Below are 19,124 nucleotides of genomic sequence, written 5' to 3'. Positions count from 1 at the left end.
GCCACGCCCTTGTCTTCTTAACTCGCTGCTCACAGGGCGGGAGCGCCTCCGAATAGCAAGTAGTAAGCAATACCTAGCATCGCGCTGACAAAAATCACCGGCAGCATGCCCACCTTGAAGCGCAACATAGCAATGAAGGCGCCCAGAGCCAGCACGACACTGGCGATTTGGATACTGCTCCATGTCGGCACAAGCAACTGCATGCCAAAGGTCCGAACCGTATCCACCTCACCGAAGGCGACATGTACGGCGAACCAGATGGCCAGATTCAGCATGACGCCCACGACGGCGGCGGTTACCGCCGATAGCGCCGCGCTCACCGCTTGGTTCCCACGCAACCTTTCTACGTAGGGCGCGCCCAGGAATATCCACAAAAAACAGGGAATAAAGGTAACCCAAGTCGCCAGAATCGACGCAAGAACACCTGCTACAAAGGGATTGAGCAGGCCTGCGTCTCGGAAGGCCCCCATAAATCCCACGAACTGTACCACCTGAATCAGAGGGCCTGGCGTGGTTTCTGCCATACCAAGACCATCCAGCATTTCACCCGGCGCAAGCCAGCCGTAATTTTGCACTGCTTCCTGGGCCATGTAGGCCAGTACCGAGTAAGCACCACCAAACGTAACCACCGCCAGCTTGCTGAAGAAAAGTCCGATCTGGGTGAAGATATCATCAAAGCCTAGCAAGGCCGCCAATACGACTAATGGTGTAAACCACAGCGGCACCCAGACCGCAAGCACCTTGAGCGCCCGTTTGCGTGTTGCCTTAGTATGGTGTGCGGCGCCGCCATTCATCATGGCGTCAATCGTCCGTTCAGCATCATCGGGCGTGTCATGCCCCTTGATGACCACGAAACGCTCCGGGTCCACACGCCATCCCAATAGGCCAATGAAAGCGGCAGTCAGAATCACTACCGGAAATGGGACAGCAAAGAAGAAGATCGCAATGAAGGCCACACTGGCCAGTGCGTACATGTAGACATTCTTGAGAGCGCGTTTGCCGATGCGGATGACCGCCTGAATCACGACCGCCAATACTGCCGCCTTAATCCCAAAAAATAGCGCCTGCACCAGGGTCGCTTCCTGGAAGCCAGCATAGAGCACACTCAACACCAGGATGCTCAAAAAACCCGGTAACACAAATAGCCCACCGGCAATGAGTCCACCCTTGACGCCATGCAGTAGCCAGCCGATGTATGTGGCCAGCTGCTGAGCTTCAGGCCCGGGCAGCACCATGCAGTAATTCAGGGCGTGCAGAAACCGGCTTTCACTGACCCACCGCTTTTCATCCACTAGAATCCTGTGCATAACGGCAATCTGACCAGCAGGGCCACCGAAGCTCAATATCGCGACCCGCAGCCAGACTCGCACCGCTTCCCCGAACGAAATTTGGTGGCCGAATTCATTGAGATTGCTGTCCGACGATACTGCTGTGTCCTGTTGGAGTCTGTTGGGTCGAGTGGCCGAGTGGGAGGGCTCCGGCATGATTACTTCCCCTTTGCGTAGGTTGTGTACAGGCTGTCAAACACCTGGTTGGCAGCCAGCAATAGTTGGTTATCATCACTATGAGATTCGCGGAGCCCCATCAATACGCACTCAACTCCAGAGGCCTCCGGTGGTTGATGGCCGCCCACATCGAGGTAGTGCACCAGTTCCCCGATCCGTTGCAGCGCCACCTCACGCAGGTCAAAGCTCGCTAGCAAAGTCTCGAAGGTTACTTTCTCATTCACGTGGGTGAAGGCCGCCCCATCGAAATCGAAACCCAGCGCATCATCGGGGCAATCAGCAGGTGACCTCAACCACAGAAATCGCGCTCTGGGATCAATAAATCGCTTAATTAACCAAGCGCTGGCCAAGCGGTCCACCCAGGGCTGGCGACGTGTTGCCCAGATCCTGCTCTTGTAATTGGCATGTTCTAATCGAGGAACTGAGCCCGAAGAAGGTAGTGGCTCATCTGGCGACAGAACCCGATTGGTATCGGTTTCGAGTGCCTGCAACGCCGAATCGACCCGTCCACGGGCAGCACCTGGAAAAAAATCAATCTCTGACAGTCGTGAAAAGCGCTTGCGCAGCTTACGGGCCTCCTTCATGACCTCCATTGCCAATTCGGGCGCCAGCGTTGCGCGGAGTTCTGCGATGTCCGAGTACAACGCCTCATAGTCGTCTGAGCGATCAAACAAGACCGGAAACCCGTGGGCTTCCGGGCCGTCAGTGGGCACAACATAGGCGACCCCTCCGGCCTCACGTACGTCGCGGGCTACTGCCTCCAACTTTTTGACATGATCAGGGTGAGCTGGCAGCAGATAGACGCCGTCGCGTAGCGAAGCCGCGCCCCATCCTTTGATAGAGCGCCAGGCCCGCATGCGTACCGTGGCGTTCTCGGTTGGGAGAGACAGAATCAACAATAGCCATGACATAATGTAGAGGTTACGACCTTATTGTAGTAAGCGCTACCAATATATCGATGACAGCCGGATATTCCGATGACCTCACTCGGCCTTGATAAAATCAATCTGCACGGAACCGCCGAGCCGGCGCGGGCGTTTGAGCATGCGCTGGCGGTCCCGCTAAGCATTTCCGACGGGCGCGGCGTGGGGGCCTTCGTGCTGTTCGGCCTGCTGGGCACCGCGATCGTCGCCATTACCTTCCTGCCCGCGCTCACCGTCACGGTGTTGCGTCTCACCGAGCGCCGCTAGGCGGCTCTGGCATCAGCGGCCGCCCCTGTAGCATGATGGACAGCGCGGTGGCCGTTTTGGCCGCACCGGTACGGAGGTGTTCCCCATGAGCGAGCAAACAGACGCCACCCACGGCAATCGCGGTATTCTGGTTTTTCTCGACCGCGATCTGAAAGCACCGCAGCCGGCGCTGACCAAGGGCCTGAAGCTGGCGCGCGCCGCCGGCCTGCCGTTGACGGTGATGGTCAACAGCGACTCGGCGGCGATGCGCCGGGCGGTGGGCCTGGACGAGGAACGGCGGCAGGCGGCGGAGAAACAGATTCGAAAGGCCTGGGACAAACGCATCGACGCGCTGTGCGGCGACCACCAGGTGGACAAGCGCATCTTCTCCTCCCGGGACAGCGAACAGGCGCTGCGGGACACGGTCCGCGACTGCCGCCCGGTGCTCAGCGTGGTGCACACCAGCGAGGAAGGCCGGCTGCGCCGCCATTTGTTCACGCCCCGCGACTGGCTGCTGATTCGCCATGCCCCCGGCGCGGTGCTGTGCGTGCATTCCGACCCCTGGAACGACACGCCCCGGTTCACCGCGGCGGTGGAGCCGGAACAGTATGAAGGCGGTCTGGACGACCGGGTGATCGGCGCCGCCGGTTATTGGTGCGAGCAGATGCACGGCGAGCTGGAGGCGGTGCACGTGCTGGAGCACCCGGACGAAACCCTGCTGCTGGTGGCCGGCGAAGCCCTGCCGGAATACGCCGCCAGCGCCGCCAACATTCGCGATTACCACCAGAAAGCGCTGGACGCCTTCGCCGAGCGCCACGCCCTGCCCAAGGACCGCGCCACCCTGCTGGAAGGGCCGGTATCACGGACCCTGGCGGGCTACTGCGAGGAACAGGGCAGCGACTGCCTGGTGGTGGGCACGGTGCGCCGCAACCCGGTGGAGCGGTTACTGCTGGGCGCCACCGCCGAAGGGCTTCTTACCCGGGCCGGCTGTGACGTGATGGTGGTCAAGCCGGACGACTTCGAGTCCGACTGGTTGTAACCCTCCGGCGGCCAAGGGAGGGGCTCAGGCGGCCCCTTCCGCGCGCCGGAACACCGGCTTGGTGTCGGTGGAAGCCGCCTTGTCGTAGCGGTAGCCGGCGACCCGGAACTTGTTCAATTGCGCCGGCGTTTCAATCCCTTCCTGCAGAATCCAGGCGGCCATCAGCCCGCGCGCCTTCTTGGCGTAGAAACTGATCACCTTGTATTTGCCGTTCTTCTCGTCCTGAAACACCGGTTCAATCACCGGCCCGGGCAGCTGCTCGGTGCGCACCGATTTGAAGTACTCATTGGACGCCAGATTCACCAGCACCTCGGTGCCGGCCGCCTTCATGTCTTTTTTCAGCTGTGCGGTGATAATGTCGCCCCAGAACTGGTAGAGATCCTTGCCGCGCTCATTGTCCAGGCGGGTGCCCATTTCCAGCCGGTAGGGCTGCATCAGATCCAGGGGGCGCAGCACGCCGTACAGGCCGCTGAGGATGCGCAGGCGGCTTTGCGCGGCTTTCAAATCGTCGCCGTCGAAGCGGCTCACGTCGAGGCCGGTGTACACATCGCCCTTGAACGCGAACAATGCGGGCCGGGCGTTGTGTTTATCAAAGGGGCGCGACCATTGCGCGAACCGTTCCACGTTCAGGTGGGCGATCTTGTCGCTGACCTTCATCAGGCTGGCCAGATCCGCCGGTGACAGCTTGCGGGCACGCTCCACCAGTTCGGCGCTGTGTTCCAGAAGGCGCGGCTGGGTGGCGCGCAGCGACGGCAGCGGCGAGTCGTAATCCAGCGTTTTGGCCGGCGATACCACGATCAACATGCGGTTCTCCTTTACAAGATGCAGACCCGATTATAAGAACACCGTCGAGAGAAGAAACAGGCTTTATACTATGGGCCCCTTGGCGAGATGCTATCGTAACCTCAACCGAACCGGGGAGTGATCCAGTCCGATGCGCTTTTTGTTGGTGTTAACCGTGACCGTCGCCGTTGTCGTGCTGCTTTGGGGCAGCTGGCAAGCGGGCCGCAAGCCTTTTTACCTGGTCCTCGCCGGCGTCGCGCTGGCCGGCTCCATTTTCCTCGGCGCTATGCTGCTCACCGACCAGGAACGCCGGGTGCCCACCGACCCGGAGACCGTGGAGACCAGCATCTCCAGCGTGCACGAAACCGAAACCACCTATCGCCTGCGCGGTGAAATCATCAATCGCGGCGAGAACGCGGTGGCGCGCACCGAAATCATGGCGGAAGCGCTCAGCTGCCCGCCGGCCAAAGCCTGCGAGGTGTTGTACGGCGAGCGCATGACGCTGTCCATGCACATCCCCGCCGGCGGACGCTACCCGCTCAATCTTTCCGTGCCCCGCCCCGACCGGGAAATCCAGGCCGAACGCTGGCGCGCCCGGGTGTTGCGGGTGGAAGCCTACGACCGCTGATCACCGGGCCGTGGCATGGACCACTAGGCAATCGCCGACTAAATGGTCACAATGCCGGCTCCTCGAAGCACAGCAACGGCTGTAGGAGAGATAATGGCAGCGCTCATTCCTGGCCACCCTACCCCAATCGCACCCAACGCCTGGCGGGTACTCGGCCGCAACCCGGGAATGATGACCGGGCCCGGCACCAACTCCTATCTGGTCGGTGACCGCGCGCTCACGGTCATCGACCCGGGCCCGGTGGACCACGAACACACCCAGGCGCTGCTGCACGCGGCGGAAAAGATCGGCCGCCCGATCGAACAGATTCTGGTCACCCATACCCACCGCGACCACTCCCCCGGCGCCCGCGAACTGGCCGAGGCCAGCGGCGCGCGCCTGCTCGGCCCCGACGTGCCCGACGACGGCCTGCAGGACGAAACCTGGGCCCCGGAACGGCGCCTGCGTCACGGCGAACGGGTGGATTGCGGCGGCACCGAACTGGAAGTGATCGCCACGCCCGGGCATGTCGGCAATCACCTGTGTTATCTGATGGTGGACCAGAACCTGCTGTTCACCGGCGACCACCTGATTCAAGGCTCCACCGTGGTGATCGCCCCGCCGTCCGGCTCCATGGCGGCCTATATGGACTCCCTGGCCCTGCTGCGCGACTACCGCATCGACCTGATGGCGCCGGGCCACGGCGACGTGATCGACGACCCCATGGCCACCGTGGACAAAACCCTCGCCCACCGCCGCGACCGCGAACGCAAGGTCGTGGAAGCGCTGGACTCGGACCCGATCACCGTCCAGGAACTGGTCACCCGGGTCTACGAAGACGTCCCCGCCTTCCTGCACGGCGTCGCCTGCCTCTCCCTGGAAGCCCACCTGATCAAACTCCGCGACGAAGGCCGCGTCAGCCACACCAGCGGGAAGTGGGCAGTCTGAATCAGTGAATAGTTAACAGTGAACAGTTAATAGTTGCGCGATCGAGGTCCGCATAAACGGTAAGGCCGTGCCCGCGCTGATACTTCGCGGGCACGGCCTTACCGTTCAAAGAGACCCGGACCGCGTCTTTTAGCTGTTAACTGTTAACTGTTCACTGTTAACTCTTAACTGCTCCTCACAGCCATCCTTTGCGTTTGAAGTACCAGTACGGGGCGATGCCGGAGAGGACCATCAGGCCGAGTACCGCCGGGTAGCCGAACGCCCATTGCAGTTCGGGCATGACGTCGAAGTTCATGCCGTAGATGCTGGCGATCATGGTGGGCGGCAGGAACACCACCGCGGCGATCGAGAAGATCTTGATGATCTGGTTCTGTTCGATATTGATGAAGCCCTGGGTGGAGTCCATCAGGAAGTTGATCTTCTCGAACAGGAAGGTGGCGTGGGACATCAGGGTGTCCAGGTCGTGCTGGATTTCCGAGCAGGTGCGGCGGCGGTCCTTGTCGGTGCGCACGTAGCGCTGGATAAAGGAGATCGAGCGCTGAGTGTCCATCAGGCAGAGCCGGATCTTGCCGTTGCTGTCCTCCAGGTGGGCGAGCTTTTCGATGCCGTCTTCCAGCTCCGCCTCTTCGTCTTCCAGCACCAGGTAGCTGACTTCCTCCAGGTTGCGGTGGATGTCCTCCAGGCTGTCCGCCATGTTTTCCACTTTCTGCTCGAGAATGCTTAGCAGAATGTCCAGCGGCGCCTGGGCCTGTACCCAGCCGCGGCGCACACGCAGGCGCATGAGGCGGAAATCCGGCAGCCGTGAATCGCGGAAGGTGAGCAGCCGGCCCGGCTGCAGCACGAACGCCACGGTCGAGGTGCGGTGGCGGCCTTCGGCCTGGTAGACGAACAGCGAGTGCACATGCAGGCCGTATTCGTCGTGGAAGAAGCGGGCCGAGGCCTCGATCTCCTCCACGTCGTCGGATTCGGGCAGGTTCTGGCGAAACAGGTGCTGCAGCTGCTCACGTTCCTCGTCGGACGCGTCGACCAGATCGATCCAGCTGGCCGCGTCCGAGGTGCCGGGGGTCAACTCGGCCACGTCCCTTTCGCGGAGCACTCCTTTTTCGATGTCGTAAACGTGCAGCATGCTAAGCTCCTCGCGAACAAGATGGGCCGGCGTCAGGTATCAACCCGGCTTAGATAGAGCAGCGCATGATGACTGTCAACTCCACGATAACACGGCTGAACCAGCACACCGCGCCCATCGACCTGGGGCATGAGGCGCGCCTGTGGCTGATTCCGGGCATTCTCGGTGACGCGGCGACCGCTCTCTTTCACACGCTTTGTAACCAATTGCCCTGGGACCGGCCCCGGGTGCGGGTGTTCGGCCGCGAGCATCCGGTGCCCAGGCTGACCTGCTGGGTGGCGGACCAGGGTATCTCTTATCGGTATTCGGGGCTGACCCATGAGGGCCGGGGCTGGCCGCCGGCGCTCGACGCGCTGCGGCGGCGGGTCACCGAACTCACCGGCCGCACCCCCAACGGGGCCCTGGCCAACCTCTACCGCGACGGCGACGACAGCATGGGCTGGCACCGCGACAACGAGCCGGAGTTGGGCGCCCACCCCTGGGTGCTCTCCTATAATCTCGGCGCCGCCCGCGACTTCGCCTTCCGACCCTACGGCAGCGGCCGCCAGAGCCGGGTGATCGCGCTGGAACACGACAGCCTGCTGATCATGTCACCGGAGGTGCAGACCCACTTCGAGCACGCCCTGCCCCGCCGGCGCCGGGTGCGGGAAGCCCGCCTTAACCTGACCTTCCGCGAGATTGTAGGAGCGGGCCCAGCCCGCGAAAGGGAGCGAAGCTTCCGGCAGGATCCCAGAGCGACTTCTTAACGGCAGCACAAACAACGTCTCTGGTATCCCGCCGGGTGGCTGATTCCACCCTTTCGCGGGCTGGGCCCGCTCCCACAGCCCGCTCCCACAAGTTCCCTCTAACCGAAGAAAACGTAGCTTAAGAGGATCGCCGCCAACAGCCCGGCGGCGTCGGCGGCCAGGCCGCACCAGAGCGCGTAGCGGAAGTCGCGGATGCCGACGCTGCCGAAATACACCGCGAGCACGTAGAAGGTGGTTTCCGTGGAGCCCTGCATCACCGCCGCCATGCGCCCGGCCAGGGAATCCACCCCGTGGGTCTGCATTACGTCCAGCATGGCGGCGCGGGCGCCGGAGCCGCTCAGCGGTTTCAGGAAGGCCACCGGCAAGGCGTCCACGAAGCGGGTGTCCCAGCCCAGGGCGGCGGCGCCGAGGCGGATCGCCGACAGCACCGCTTCGAGCACGCCGCTGGCGCGCAGCATGGCGATGGCGGCGAGCATGGCCACCAGATAGGGAATCAGCTTCACCGCCAGGGTGAAGCCTTCCTTGGCGCCTTCCACGAAGCAGTCGTAGCTGTCGATGCGGGCGCGCCAGGCGGCGAAGAAGAACAGCCCGATCACCGCCAGAAGAATGCCGTTGCCGAACAACCCGGACAGGGTGTTGCCCAGGTCCGGCGGCGCCAGATAAACGCCCAGCGCCAGCACCGCAAGCAGCGCCAGCCAGCCCAGCGCCACCGTGATCAGCAGCGGGTCGCGCAGCGGAATGCGCTGCAGCCGGGCGGTGAGTATCACGCCGATAAAGGTGGAGATCGTGGTGGCCATCAGCATCGGCAGGTAGACCGCCGCCGGGTCGGCGGCGCCCTGCTGGGCCCGGTACAGCAGCACCGTCACCGGCACCAGGGTCACCGATGAGGTGTTCAGCACCAGGAACATGATCTGGCTGTCGGTGGCCCGGCGCGGCTCCGGATTATGTTCCTGGAGCGATTCCATCGCCTTGAGGCCCAGCGGCGTGGCGGCGTTGTCCAGGCCGAGCATATTGGCGGCCAGGTTCATGGACACCCCGGCGCCGGCGGCCGGGTTCCGCCGCAGCGACGGCATCAGCCGCGCCAGCACCGGGCGCACGCCGGCCGCCATGCGGTCGGCCAGGCGGCTTTGCTCGGCGAGGCGGAACAGGCCGCTCCACAGCGCCAGCACGCCGATCAACCCGAGGCTCACTTCCACCGCCAGGTCCGCCGCCTCCCAGAGCGCCGACACCACACGGGCCGGGGCCTGCAGGTCGCCGCCCAGCAGCTGCACCAGGGCGCCGAGTATCCCGATCAGAAAAAAGGCGGTAAAAAGACGATGCACGGGGGCCTCATGAAGTCCGGCAAAGCGCTCAGTATGTCGATGATCGGCGCCTTTGCCTATCCATCCGCGCTTGCCCCCGCCCGGTGATTTGGGCGACCCTGTTCCAGGCGGTGGTTTCCTTTATACTGCCCTGGAACCCTTTAAAAAATGCAGCCGAGTAAGTTCATGTCCGTATTCCGCAAGCTGTTTGGCGTGCTCCTGGCGGCCCTGTTGTTGGGCGGCGCCCTGAAAGTGGGCGGCGACCTGGGCAACGACCCCGCCATCGAAGGATCGCTCAAGCCCGAGAAGGTCCACCGTGAAGCCGCCGAGGAAATCGTCGAGCGCCTGGAGCTGCACTACCGGCGCCTGAAGTTCGACGACGCGCTTTCCGCGCAGGTGCTTGAGCAGTATTTGCAGGATCTTGACCCCAACCGGCTGTATTTCACCCAGCAGGACGTGGACGACTTCCAGCCCTACCGCGATCAGCTCGACAACCAGTTGCGCGACGGCGTCCTGGAGGCCGGTTACTCCATCTTCAACCGCTTCCAGAGCCGTCTGGAAGACCGCCTCACCGAGATCCTCGCCACCCTGGAAGGCGGCTTCGAGGACTGGGACTTCGACGGTGACGGCAAGGTGCTGGTGGACCGCAGCGAAGCGGACTGGGCCGAGGACCAGGACGCCCTGGACGCGATCTGGCGCGGCCAGCTGCGCAACGCGGTGCTGTCCATGCGCCTCAACGGCACCAGCGACGAGGAAATCAGCAAACGGCTGACCAACCGCTATGAAAGCCAGCTCAGCCGGGTTCGTCAGAACACCCCCGAGGACGTGTTCCAGACCTACATGAACGCCCTCGCCCAGACCTTTGATCCGCACACCAACTATTTCACGCCGCATAATTCCGAGAACTTCGACATCAGCATGAGCCGTTCGCTGGAAGGCATCGGCGCGGTGCTGCAGTACGAGGACGGCTACACCAAGGTGGTGCGCCTGGTGCCCGGCGGCCCGGCCGCCAAACAGGGGCAGCTGAGCCCCGCCGACCGGGTGATCGCTGTGGCCCAGGGCGACGAGGAGATGGTCAACGTCATCGGCATGCGCCTGGACGAAGTGGTCGACAAGATTCGCGGGCCGAAGGGCTCCAAGGTGCGCCTGGAAGTGATTCCCGCCGGCCGCGCCAGCGAGCACGACACCCGCACCATCGCGATTACCCGCAACAAGGTGGTGCTGGAGGAACAGGCCGCCAAGAAGGAAGTGATCGAGGTGGAGCACGGCGGCGACACCATGAAGCTGGGCATCATCGAGATTCCCGCCTTCTACATGGATTTCAACGCCTTCCACCGTGGCGATCCGGATTACACCAGCACCACCCGGGACGTGGCGGAACTGCTGGTGGAACTGCGTAAAGAGAATGTCGACGGCTTGGTGGTGGACCTGCGCAACAACGGCGGCGGTTCCCTGCTGGAGGTGAACAAACTGGTCAGCCTGTTCATCAACCGTGGCCCCACCGTGCAGGTGCGCGAGGCCGGCGGTCGCGTCAGCGTGGAAAACGATCAGTATCCCGGCATGCTCTATTCCGGGCCGCTGGCGGTGCTGGTCAACCGCTACAGCGCCTCGGCGTCGGAGATTTTCGCCGGCGCCATGCAGGACTACGGCCGCGCCCTGATCGTCGGCGATCAGACCTACGGCAAAGGCACCGTGCAGACCCTGCTGGACCTGAACCACGGCAAGCTCAAGATGACCAACGCCAAGTTCTACCGGGTGTCCGGTTCCAGCAACCAGAACATGGGCATCGTGCCGGACGTCACCATGCCGTCGCTGGTGGACAAGGAATCGATCGGCGAAAGCAGCCTGCCCAACGCCCTGCCCTGGGATGAGATCGACCCGGCCAAGTACCAGCGTTATCAGGACCTGGTGCCGCTGCTGCCGGGGCTGCGCGAGCGGCACGACGCGCGCATCGGCGACAATCCGGAATTCGTTTATGTGAACCAGTTGCGCGATCTGCTCAACCGCGCCAACGAACGCCAGGAACTGTCCCTTAACGCCAAGCAGCGCAAGGCCTGGCAGGAGGATTTCGACCAGCGCCGTCTGGACATCGAAAACGCCCTGCGCAAGCACCGTGGTGAAGAGCCGATTGAGAAAATGGAAGATCTGCGCGCGCTGGAAGAACAGCGGGCGCTGGACCCGGACAGCAACGACGAACCGCTGGACGAAGACCCCTACCTGCGGGAAACCGGGCACATCCTCGCCGACATGGTGTCGCTGCTCCGCGAGCAGCGGGTGGCCGACGAACGCGCCTCCTGAGCGCCCCGCCCGGCGCGGGGGTCAGGCCATCGCCTTGAACCCCCAGCGCGCCGGGTCCTTCCCCAGACCCAGTTTCAGGGTGCGACGCCCCAGGTCGTGGTTGAAGTCCTCCAACCGCCGCTTGGCGGCCTCCGGCAGCAGCCGCTGGCCGAGGCTGGCGGCGCCAAACCCGGCCCGGGCCAGGCGCACCGCCGCGGCGGACGATACCCGGCTGTGCAGGTTCAGGTCGTCGGCCATGGCGTCGCCGATCAGGAAACGGCTCACCGCCACCAGCACGTCATAGGAAAGATGGAACGGCGGCTTGCCCGCCATGCCGGCCAGCAGCGACTTGGCCAGCTTTTCGCTGTCCTCGGTGGGGTCGTAAAGATGGGAGGTGAGCTGCAGCGCCAGCACTTTCTGCTCTTCCACGGTGGCGGTGAGCAAGGCCTCGTCCACGCCCAGCAGGTAGCCGGCGTAGCGCCAGAAATAGTGCATCGCCTCGTGCTCTTGATGGCTGATATAGAGGCCCATCCGGCGCAGCCCCCGCACCACCATGTAATCGAACTCGAGCACCGTGCCGGCCATGTCCTCCTGATTGATCGGCAGGTCGAAACGGTCGCTGTCCCAGCGCCCGCTTTCGCTGAGAAAGCGGCGCACCGCCGCGTGCAGCAGCCGCACCTCCATCAGCGTCCGGTGGCCCAGGCCGCCGGGACGCAGGCCGTCGGTGGCGGCGATGTTGTGCAGCATCTGGCCGGTTTCATAAATACGCCGCGACACATCCTTTTGCAGGCGGCCGGTGGCGACCAGCACCTGGGACGGTTTGTTGTGGGCGTAGCCCTCCACCAGGCTGGAGCACATCAGCACCAGGCCCTGCAGCGCACCGTGCCGGCGGTACATGCGCCGCCCCAGTTCCATGCGCTCGAAGTCCACCCAGCCGGGCACCGTGTGGCAGTGGTCCAGGAACGCCTGGTACACCCCGCCCTCTTCGGCCGCGCGCCGCTCCACTTCGTCGAGCAGGCCGGAGGGCCGTTGAAACGCGATGTTTTCCAGACAGCGGTCGGCCAGCGGGTCCTGGACCCGGCGCCAGGCTTCAAGCCGGTGGTGGGCGTAGCGGTCGAACCAGATCTGCTCCCGCGGCGTGCGCGGGCCGTCGCGTAGCTGGTTTAATTCCTGCGGTGTGGCCATCAACGTCTCCAACATGGGCTCGACACAGAACCCGTGAGTTCTGCGTTCAAGCTAGAGCGTCGTGCCACGGGGGTCAATCGTCAAAAGCCGCGGTTTTATTTAGTCCCGGGGTCGGCCCGGCCCAGTCCGCCAGGGTGTCGGCGAGCCAGCCCGGGTCGTCCAGGGACAGATCGTGGCCGCCGTCCGGGTGGACCGCCCGTTGCGCCGACCACCGTCGGGCCAGCGCCGCGGAGCAGCGCGGGTCCACCAGTCGGTCGCCGGCGGCGCTGATCACCAACACCGGACGCCCGTCGGGCAGCGTCTTCGGCGCGCGAAACCGCGCCGCCGCCCATAACTGCCGCACGGTATTGGCGGCGGACACCGGGCGGGCCTCGTCGATCCGCTGGAATTGCCGGGCGATGCGGTCTTTATCGGCGTCCGACAGCCGGTTGGTGGTGATCTCCAGAATCATGCGCTCGCGCTTGAGGCGGTCGCGGCCAAGCAGGCCGTGGCGGACAATGGCGCCATAGTTGGCCGGTTTGAGGCGGTGCCAGAACGGGCTCACCGGCGCGGCGCTGGAATTGATCAAGGCGGCGGCGGCCACCTGCCGCGGATGGCGTTGCAGCCAATCCATCGCCACCATGCCGCCCAGGGACAGCGCCACCAGGTGGATCGGCCCGTCCACGCCGCGCCCGGCCAGGTCTTCGCGGGCCGCGTCCACCATGGCGGCGATGCGGGTCGGGCTGCGGTCCCGGTGGCGGACGCCGTTGCCGGGCAAATCCATGCACATCACCCGATGGTCCGCGCCCAGAGCCCCGGCCAGGCGGTCGGCGAAACCGTCCCAATGTGCTTGTTCACGAACCAGTCCGCGCAACAGGATCCAGGTCGTTGGCATATATCTGTGCTTCCTTAATCAGCTAGAATGCGAGGCTGCAGTTGGCCCGCGCGAGGAACTATGGCACGAAAAACCGTAAAACGGGTGAAAACAGGCTCCCTGGAACGCCGCTTCTCCATGGCCCGGGCCGGCTTCCTGGCCGGTGCCCGCTACGCCACGGCCAGCGCCGGCGGTCTGTTCGCGGCGCCGGACCAGCGCGAGGCGCGGCGCCGGCGCAACCTCTCGCAACGGGCGGAAGAGCTGGTCGAGGAACTCGGCCAGTTAAAGGGCTCGGTGGTGAAAATCGGCCAGATGATGGCGCTGTTCGGCGAGCATTTCCTCCCCGAGGAGGTCACCGAGGCGCTGCACACCCTGGAAAACAGCACCACTGCCCTGGAATGGCCGGCGGTGGAGAAGCACCTCCGGCAGCAGCTGGGCAGCGTCAAACTGGCCGAGCTGGAGGTGGACCCGCAGCCCCTGGGCGCGGCGAGCCTGGGCCAGGTGCACCGGGCCCGGCGCAAGAGCGACGGCGCCGAGCTGGCCCTCAAGATTCAATACCCGGGCGTCGCCAACGCCATCGATTCGGACATGCGCGCGCTGGTGCGGCTGCTCAAGCTGAGCCGCCTGGTGCCGATCACCGAGCAGTTCAACCAATGGCTGGATGAAGTGCGCGACATGCTCGGCCGCGAGGTGGACTACGACCTGGAAGCGCACACCACCCGCCATTTCCGCGAGGCGCTGGCCGACGACCCGCGTTTCGTGGTGCCGGAAGTGTACGGCGACTACTCCACCCACAACATTCTTTGCCTGTCCTACGAGGAAGGCGTGCACATCAGCGATCCGTCGGTGGTGTCGCTGAGCCAGGAGCGCCGCAATTTTCTGGGCCGCGCCATCATGGAGCTGTGCTGCCGGGAAGTGTTCGAATGGAACAAGATGCAGACCGACCCGAACTTCGGCAACTATCTGATGCGCGTCGGCGACGACGGCAAGGATAAGATCGTGTTGCTGGATTTCGGCGCCATCCGCGATTTCGACGATGAGGTGCTGGGCCCCGGCCGCGAGATGATCCGCGCCGCCTGGCTGCACGACAGCGAGCGTCTGTTCGGCGCCATGCGCGCGCTGGAATTTCTCGACGGCGAGGTGCCGCGCCGGCTGCTGGATGATTTCGCCGCGCTGTGCTTCGAGGCCATCGAGGCGCTGCAGGACCCGGACCGCTTTCCGCCGCCCAAGTCCGTGGTCAACGACAAGGGTGAATACCTGTGGGGCGAGAGCAACCTGCCCAACCGGGTGATGAACCGCGCCAGCCGCACCGCCCTGTCGGTGCATTTCGACGTGCCGCCCAAGGAATTCATTTTCCTGTTCCGCAAGCTGCTCGGGGCTTACACTTTTTTACACGTGATCAAGGCCCAGGTGCGCGGAAATACCATTCTCGAGCCGTTTATCCACATGCGTGAAGACGAGGATCGCGAGCGTGTTGCTCAAAAAATAAACGGGCAGGCGGCGGATAGTTGACCTTTCCGGTCAATTATTGACCGTTTATGGGCGCAATAACCATTTCTTATTTGCCAAGCTGTCGACTGCACAATAAGGTTAGCAGCCTGCTCAGCGGCCGGTTTGAATAAACCGGCCGTTTTTCGAGGTTCCCCTGAAAACCCGTCATCCCGACCGGCTTTCAGATGGACCTGTTTTTACGAACCATAAAATGGGGGTAACGCAGGTGATTATCGGTGTACCCAAGGAAATTTGCCCCGGCGAAGAGCGCGTCGCACTGACGCCCGCCAACGTCGGTGCATTGCTCAAGAAAAACGGTGTCGAGATCCGCATCGAACGCGGCGCTGGCGAGGCGGCCGGGTTTACCGACGGCGATTATGAAAACGCCGGCGCGAAACTCACCGACCGGGACGACATCTTTTCCAACGCTCAGGCAATCCTGCAAGTTCAGACTCCGGGCAGCAATACGACCAATGGCCAGGAAGATCTGGACAAGCTGAAAGCCGGTCAGTTCCTTATCGGCATGACCGACCCGCTGGCCAACGCGCAGTTCGCGCAGGCTCTCGCGGAGCGCAAGGTCACCGGCCTGGCCCTGGAACTGATTCCGCGCATCACCCGGGCTCAGTCCATGGATGTGCTCTCTTCCATGGCCATGATCGCCGGCTATAAATGTGTACTGCTGGCGGCGAACGCCTCTCACCGCATGTTCCCCATGAACATGACCGCGGCGGGCACCATGAACGCGTCGCGCGTGTTCGTTATGGGCGCCGGCGTGGCGGGCCTGCAGGCCTGTGCCACCGCCAAGCGGCTCGGTGCCATCGTGGAAGCCTACGACGTGCGCCCCGCCGCCCGTGAACAGATTCTGTCGGTTGGCGCCAAGCCGGTGGAACTGGACCTGGACACCGGCGAAGCGGAAGGCTCCGGCGGTTACGCCAAGGCCCAGGGCGAGGACTTCCTCAAGCGTCAGCGCGAGCTGATGAAGGAAGTGATCAAGGAAATGGACGTGGTGATCACCACCGCCGCGGTCCCCGGCGCCAAGAGCCCGATCCTGGTCACCGAGGAAATGGTCAAGGCGATGAAGCCCGGCTCCGTGATCGTGGACCTGGCGGCGGAACGCGGTGGTAACTGCGACCTCACCAAGGCCGGCGAAACGGTGGTGGAAAACGGTGTGCTGATCATCGGCCCCACCAACGTGCCCTCCTCCGTGCCGTTCCATGCCAGCCAGATGTTCGGCAAGAACATTGAGAACCTTCTTAACCTGCTGCTCGACGACAACGGCGACCTGCAGTTGGATTTCGAAGACCAGATCGTCACCGACACCGTGATCAGTCACGACGGTGATGTCCCCCACGCTCGCCTGCGCGAGATGCTGGGCCTGCCGGAACTGAAGAAAGCCGAACCCGAAGCGCCCGCCGATAACGGCGACGACAACGGGCAGGAGGAAAAGTAATGGACTTCGTATCTCAGCTTACCCTCTTCGTGTTGGCGATTTTCCTGGGTGTGGAACTGATCACCAAGGTACCGCCGACGCTGCACACCCCTTTGATGTCCGGCTCCAACGCGATTTCCGGCATTACCCTGGTGGGCGCGCTGATCGCCGCCGGCTCCGACGCCGGTCTGCTGATCAATGTCCTCGGCTTTATCGCCGTGGTACTGGCGACCATCAACGTGATTGGCGGCTTCATGGTCACCAATCGAATGCTGGCGATGTTCAAGAGGAAGTAACCCATGCAGATTTCCGATAACTGGATTGATATCGCCTATCTGATCTCGGCCGTACTCTTCGTCCTGGGCATCAAGGGTCTGACCAAGCCGAAGACCGCCGTGCGGGGCAACCTGCTGGCCGCCTCCGGTATGGGCGTGGCCTGTGTGGTGACCCTGCTGCACCGCGATATCGTGACCTACGAGATCATCATCGGCGGCGTGATCGTCGGTGGCATCATTGGCGCCATCCTGGCCAAGAAAGTACAAATGACCGCCATGCCGCAGCTGGTGGCCCTGCTCAACGGTTTCGGTGGCGGCGCCTCCTTCGCCGTGGCCGGCGCGGAGTTTTTCCGTGGCGGGCACCCGGACACCGTGGGCATCATCGCCACCGGTATCGCGGTTCTGATCGGCGCGGTGACCCTGACCGGTTCCTTCGTGGCGTTCGCCAAGCTGCAGGAACTGATCGACGGCAAGCCGATGGGCTTCCCGGGCATGAAGCTGGTCAACGCCATTCTGCTGCTCGGTTCCGTGGCCGCCATCGCCTACCTGGTGATGAACCCGGGCGTGGAGCCGGTGTTCTGGGGCCTGGCCATCGCCGCCGCGATTCTCGGTATTCTGCTGGTGTCCCCCATTGGTGGCGCCGACATGCCGGTGGTGATCGCGCTGCTGAACTCCTACTCCGGTATCGCCGCTTCCGCCGCCGGCTTCGTGATGGGCAACAGCGCCCTGATCGTCACCGGTTCCCTGGTGGGCGCCTCCGGTCTGATTCTGACGCAGATCATGTGTAAGGCGATGAACCGCTCCCTCACCAACGTGCTGTTCGGTGTGATGGCGGAAGCCGGCGAAGCGATGGATCAGGACGAGGTCTACGAAGGCAAGATCAAGTCCACCTCCGCCGAGGAAGTGGCGATGGTGCTGGAAACCGCGCAGCGCGTGGTGATCGTGCCCGGCTTCGGTCTCGCCATGGCGCAGGCGCAGCACGCCGTGCGTGAAATGGCCGACACCCTGGAAGGCATGGGCGTCGAGGTGGAGTACGCGATCCACCCGGTCGCCGGCCGTATGCCCGGGCACATGAACGTGCTGCTGGCCGAGGCGGAAGTGTCCTACGACAAGCTCAAGGACATGGACACCATCAACCCGACCTTCGAGCAGACCGACGTGGCCATCGTGCTGGGCGCCAACGACGTGACCAACCCGATGGCGCGCGAGGACAAGGGCAGCCCGATCTACGGCATGCCGATCCTCAACGTGGACAAGGCCAAGACCGTGGTGGTGGTGAAGCGTTCGCTGAGCCCCGGTTTCGCCGGCCTGCCCAACCCGCTGTTCGCCAAGGACAACACCCTGATGTTGTTCGGCGACGGCAAGGGCGCGGTGGTGGACATCACCACTGCTCTCAAGGAAGGCTGATCGCCCGCGATCACCGACCCATAAAAAAGCCCGGCTTCGTGCCGGGCTTTTTTGTTGCGGGTCTGCTTAACCCGAACGGCGTTACTCGGAGTAGCCGCCGCCCTCGCCGGGCGAGGATTGCTCCTGCTGCATGGAGCCGCCGCCCTGTTGCATGGAGTCCTGCATGCCGCCCGGCTGCTGACCGTCGCCGCCCTCGGGCGGTTCGACCGGATCACAGGCGGCCAGGGCCGCGCCGCCGGCGACCAGAGACACCAGGCCGGTGGCCAGTAACAAGCCTTTGCGTACGTCCTCTACAGACATTCGATCCTCCTGTTTCGTACCGTTTCGAAAGTCAGCGGGCCTCGCCCGCTATCCCACCAACAGCCCGCGCTCCGGATTGGTTCCAAAAAAATCCGGAACCAAACCGCCCTGTGTCTTGTTGGTACTGGTAACACCGCCGCTGACAGGGCCATTGAACAGGATGAGTTTCGAGCAGCAGATCTGCGACCAGATACCCCACCTGAGACGTTATGCCACGGCGCTGTGCGGCGATCCGGGCGCCGCCGACGACCTGGTCCAGGACTGCCTTGAGCGGGCGCTGCGCAAACGCCACCTGTGGCGGCCGTCCGGCCGTCTGCGCTCCTGGCTGTTTCGAATGCTGTACCGGCTGTACATCAACCAGCGCACCTCGGCGCCGGTGCGCAAGGAGCAACCGCGCGCGGACGCCGGGCTGGATCAGACCGTGGCCGCGGACCAGGAGGATCACGTCGAGTGCCAGCAGGCACTGGAGGCGCTCGACCAGTTGCCCACCGAGCAACGCGCCGCCCTGTTGCTGGTGGCCCTTGAGAATCCGGGTTACCGTGAGGCGGCACGGATTCTCGGCGTCCGTGTCGGCACGCTGCGTTCACGCCTGTCACGGGCACGGGAAACGTTGCGCCAGGAACGGGACAGGCCCGCGGTCCGGCGACGGACAACGGCGTTGAAACGGGTCAAGTGAGGAGGGA

General features: G+C 63.7%; 19 protein-coding genes. 11 read left to right on the top strand and 8 right to left on the bottom strand.

Features of this window, described 5'->3' with window-relative positions:
- Nucleotides 1-29 precede the first annotated feature (29 nt).
- Together chrA and ACMG4O_RS10950 are read right to left on the bottom strand one after the other, a co-directional pair.
- Nucleotides 30-1,484, bottom strand: coding sequence for a chromate efflux transporter (chrA, locus tag ACMG4O_RS10955; RefSeq protein WP_370183320.1), 1,455 nt, complete (start codon nucleotides 1,482-1,484; stop codon nucleotides 30-32).
- A gap of 2 nt (nucleotides 1,485-1,486) precedes the next feature.
- On the bottom strand, nucleotides 1,487-2,416 hold the full coding sequence (locus tag ACMG4O_RS10950; protein WP_370233180.1) for a chromate resistance protein ChrB domain-containing protein: 930 nt from the start codon (nucleotides 2,414-2,416) through the stop codon (nucleotides 1,487-1,489).
- A gap of 66 nt (nucleotides 2,417-2,482) precedes the next feature.
- Here ACMG4O_RS10950 and ACMG4O_RS10945 point away from each other — a divergent pair, with 66 nt between their 5' ends.
- Both ACMG4O_RS10945 and ACMG4O_RS10940 read left to right on the top strand, forming a co-directional pair.
- A complete protein-coding gene (locus ACMG4O_RS10945) occupies nucleotides 2,483-2,695 on the top strand; it encodes a hypothetical protein (protein WP_370183323.1) in 213 nt (70 codons plus the stop codon).
- Nucleotides 2,696-2,780: 85 nt separating this feature from the next.
- On the top strand, nucleotides 2,781-3,713 hold the full coding sequence (locus ACMG4O_RS10940; RefSeq protein ID WP_370183325.1) for a universal stress protein: 933 nt from the start codon (nucleotides 2,781-2,783) through the stop codon (nucleotides 3,711-3,713).
- A 24-nt stretch (nucleotides 3,714-3,737) separates the two neighbouring features.
- On the opposite strand, the gene yaaA is transcribed toward ACMG4O_RS10940, so the two are convergent.
- Nucleotides 3,738-4,517, bottom strand: coding sequence for a peroxide stress protein YaaA (yaaA, locus tag ACMG4O_RS10935; protein ID WP_142950199.1), 780 nt, complete (start codon nucleotides 4,515-4,517; stop codon nucleotides 3,738-3,740).
- A gap of 154 nt (nucleotides 4,518-4,671) precedes the next feature.
- Between yaaA and ACMG4O_RS10930 the strand changes: the two genes are divergently transcribed.
- Nucleotides 4,672-5,124, top strand: coding sequence for a hypothetical protein (locus tag ACMG4O_RS10930; protein WP_142950198.1), 453 nt, complete (start codon nucleotides 4,672-4,674; stop codon nucleotides 5,122-5,124).
- A 93-nt stretch (nucleotides 5,125-5,217) separates the two neighbouring features.
- Nucleotides 5,218-6,051, top strand: coding sequence for an MBL fold metallo-hydrolase (locus ACMG4O_RS10925; RefSeq protein WP_194855895.1), 834 nt, complete (start codon nucleotides 5,218-5,220; stop codon nucleotides 6,049-6,051).
- A gap of 175 nt (nucleotides 6,052-6,226) precedes the next feature.
- Here ACMG4O_RS10925 and corA read toward each other — a convergent pair whose 3' ends face one another.
- Complete coding sequence (gene corA / locus ACMG4O_RS10920; protein ID WP_414433791.1) at nucleotides 6,227-7,177, bottom strand: magnesium/cobalt transporter CorA; 951 nt, start codon at nucleotides 7,175-7,177, stop codon at nucleotides 6,227-6,229.
- A gap of 65 nt (nucleotides 7,178-7,242) precedes the next feature.
- On the opposite strand from corA, the gene ACMG4O_RS10915 reads away from it, so the two are divergent.
- Nucleotides 7,243-7,923: an alpha-ketoglutarate-dependent dioxygenase AlkB family protein gene (locus tag ACMG4O_RS10915; RefSeq protein ID WP_414433790.1), complete on the top strand. Its 681-nt coding sequence runs from the start codon at nucleotides 7,243-7,245 to the stop codon at nucleotides 7,921-7,923.
- 98 nt (nucleotides 7,924-8,021) lie between these two features.
- On the opposite strand, the gene ACMG4O_RS10910 is transcribed toward ACMG4O_RS10915, so the two are convergent.
- The gene (locus ACMG4O_RS10910) at nucleotides 8,022-9,245 is read right to left on the bottom strand and encodes a nucleoside recognition domain-containing protein (protein WP_414433789.1); all 1,224 of its coding nucleotides are present in this window, start codon (nucleotides 9,243-9,245) and stop codon (nucleotides 8,022-8,024) included.
- A 165-nt stretch (nucleotides 9,246-9,410) separates the two neighbouring features.
- Between ACMG4O_RS10910 and ACMG4O_RS10905 the strand changes: the two genes are divergently transcribed.
- Complete coding sequence (locus ACMG4O_RS10905; protein ID WP_142949888.1) at nucleotides 9,411-11,522, top strand: carboxy terminal-processing peptidase; 2,112 nt, start codon at nucleotides 9,411-9,413, stop codon at nucleotides 11,520-11,522.
- A gap of 21 nt (nucleotides 11,523-11,543) precedes the next feature.
- Here ACMG4O_RS10905 and ACMG4O_RS10900 read toward each other — a convergent pair whose 3' ends face one another.
- Both ACMG4O_RS10900 and ACMG4O_RS10895 read right to left on the bottom strand, forming a co-directional pair.
- A complete protein-coding gene (locus ACMG4O_RS10900) occupies nucleotides 11,544-12,686 on the bottom strand; it encodes an oxygenase MpaB family protein (RefSeq protein ID WP_142949851.1) in 1,143 nt (380 codons plus the stop codon).
- A 73-nt stretch (nucleotides 12,687-12,759) separates the two neighbouring features.
- Nucleotides 12,760-13,560 carry an alpha/beta fold hydrolase gene (locus tag ACMG4O_RS10895; RefSeq protein WP_414433788.1) on the bottom strand — a complete coding sequence of 267 codons (801 nt, stop codon included), beginning with the start codon at nucleotides 13,558-13,560 and terminating at the stop codon, nucleotides 12,760-12,762.
- Between the two features lie 60 nt (nucleotides 13,561-13,620).
- Here ACMG4O_RS10895 and ACMG4O_RS10890 point away from each other — a divergent pair, with 60 nt between their 5' ends.
- The 4 genes from ACMG4O_RS10890 (at nucleotide 13,621) to ACMG4O_RS10875 (ending at nucleotide 18,141) form a co-directional block, all read left to right on the top strand.
- The gene (locus ACMG4O_RS10890) at nucleotides 13,621-15,051 is read left to right on the top strand and encodes an ABC1 kinase family protein (protein ID WP_142949853.1); all 1,431 of its coding nucleotides are present in this window, start codon (nucleotides 13,621-13,623) and stop codon (nucleotides 15,049-15,051) included.
- Between the two features lie 205 nt (nucleotides 15,052-15,256).
- Complete coding sequence (locus ACMG4O_RS10885) at nucleotides 15,257-16,480, top strand: Re/Si-specific NAD(P)(+) transhydrogenase subunit alpha (protein ID WP_142949889.1); 1,224 nt, start codon at nucleotides 15,257-15,259, stop codon at nucleotides 16,478-16,480.
- Nucleotides 16,480-16,755, top strand: a complete 276-nt coding sequence (locus ACMG4O_RS10880) for an NAD(P) transhydrogenase subunit alpha (protein ID WP_067611132.1) — start codon at nucleotides 16,480-16,482, stop codon at nucleotides 16,753-16,755. The genes ACMG4O_RS10885 and ACMG4O_RS10880 overlap by 1 nt, the downstream gene beginning before the upstream one ends.
- A gap of 3 nt (nucleotides 16,756-16,758) precedes the next feature.
- The gene (locus ACMG4O_RS10875; protein WP_194855889.1) at nucleotides 16,759-18,141 is read left to right on the top strand and encodes an NAD(P)(+) transhydrogenase (Re/Si-specific) subunit beta; all 1,383 of its coding nucleotides are present in this window, start codon (nucleotides 16,759-16,761) and stop codon (nucleotides 18,139-18,141) included.
- 81 nt (nucleotides 18,142-18,222) lie between these two features.
- Here ACMG4O_RS10875 and ACMG4O_RS10870 read toward each other — a convergent pair whose 3' ends face one another.
- Complete coding sequence (locus tag ACMG4O_RS10870) at nucleotides 18,223-18,441, bottom strand: hypothetical protein (protein WP_194855888.1); 219 nt, start codon at nucleotides 18,439-18,441, stop codon at nucleotides 18,223-18,225.
- 160 nt (nucleotides 18,442-18,601) lie between these two features.
- Between ACMG4O_RS10870 and ACMG4O_RS10865 the strand changes: the two genes are divergently transcribed.
- A complete protein-coding gene (locus tag ACMG4O_RS10865; protein ID WP_194855887.1) occupies nucleotides 18,602-19,117 on the top strand; it encodes a sigma-70 family RNA polymerase sigma factor in 516 nt (171 codons plus the stop codon).
- Nucleotides 19,118-19,124: the final 7 nt, after the last annotated feature.

The organism is Alloalcanivorax venustensis, from assembly GCF_047495515.1.
Lineage (GTDB): Bacteria > Pseudomonadota > Gammaproteobacteria > Pseudomonadales > Alcanivoracaceae > Alloalcanivorax > Alloalcanivorax venustensis.
This window is presented reverse-complemented; position numbering and strand designations above follow the sequence as displayed.

Bases quoted from the DNA above. Each gene is read 5' to 3' on its own strand.
- chrA (WP_370183320.1), bottom strand. From the start codon at position 1,484: ATGCCGGAGCCCTCCCACTCGGCCACTCGACCCAACAGACTCCAACAG.
- ACMG4O_RS10950 (WP_370233180.1), bottom strand. From the start codon at position 2,416: ATGTCATGGCTATTGTTGATTCTGTCTCTCCCAACCGAGAACGCCACG.
- ACMG4O_RS10945 (WP_370183323.1), top strand. From the start codon at position 2,483: ATGACCTCACTCGGCCTTGATAAAATCAATCTGCACGGAACCGCCGAG.
- ACMG4O_RS10940 (WP_370183325.1), top strand. From the start codon at position 2,781: ATGAGCGAGCAAACAGACGCCACCCACGGCAATCGCGGTATTCTGGTT.
- yaaA (WP_142950199.1), bottom strand. From the start codon at position 4,517: ATGTTGATCGTGGTATCGCCGGCCAAAACGCTGGATTACGACTCGCCG.
- ACMG4O_RS10925 (WP_194855895.1), top strand. From the start codon at position 5,218: ATGGCAGCGCTCATTCCTGGCCACCCTACCCCAATCGCACCCAACGCC.
- corA (WP_414433791.1), bottom strand. From the start codon at position 7,177: ATGCTGCACGTTTACGACATCGAAAAAGGAGTGCTCCGCGAAAGGGAC.
- ACMG4O_RS10915 (WP_414433790.1), top strand. From the start codon at position 7,243: ATGATGACTGTCAACTCCACGATAACACGGCTGAACCAGCACACCGCG.
- ACMG4O_RS10905 (WP_142949888.1), top strand. From the start codon at position 9,411: ATGTCCGTATTCCGCAAGCTGTTTGGCGTGCTCCTGGCGGCCCTGTTG.
- ACMG4O_RS10900 (WP_142949851.1), bottom strand. From the start codon at position 12,686: ATGGCCACACCGCAGGAATTAAACCAGCTACGCGACGGCCCGCGCACG.
- ACMG4O_RS10895 (WP_414433788.1), bottom strand. From the start codon at position 13,560: ATGCCAACGACCTGGATCCTGTTGCGCGGACTGGTTCGTGAACAAGCA.
- ACMG4O_RS10890 (WP_142949853.1), top strand. From the start codon at position 13,621: ATGGCACGAAAAACCGTAAAACGGGTGAAAACAGGCTCCCTGGAACGC.
- ACMG4O_RS10880 (WP_067611132.1), top strand. From the start codon at position 16,480: ATGGACTTCGTATCTCAGCTTACCCTCTTCGTGTTGGCGATTTTCCTG.
- ACMG4O_RS10875 (WP_194855889.1), top strand. From the start codon at position 16,759: ATGCAGATTTCCGATAACTGGATTGATATCGCCTATCTGATCTCGGCC.
- ACMG4O_RS10870 (WP_194855888.1), bottom strand. From the start codon at position 18,441: ATGTCTGTAGAGGACGTACGCAAAGGCTTGTTACTGGCCACCGGCCTG.
- ACMG4O_RS10865 (WP_194855887.1), top strand. From the start codon at position 18,602: ATGAGTTTCGAGCAGCAGATCTGCGACCAGATACCCCACCTGAGACGT.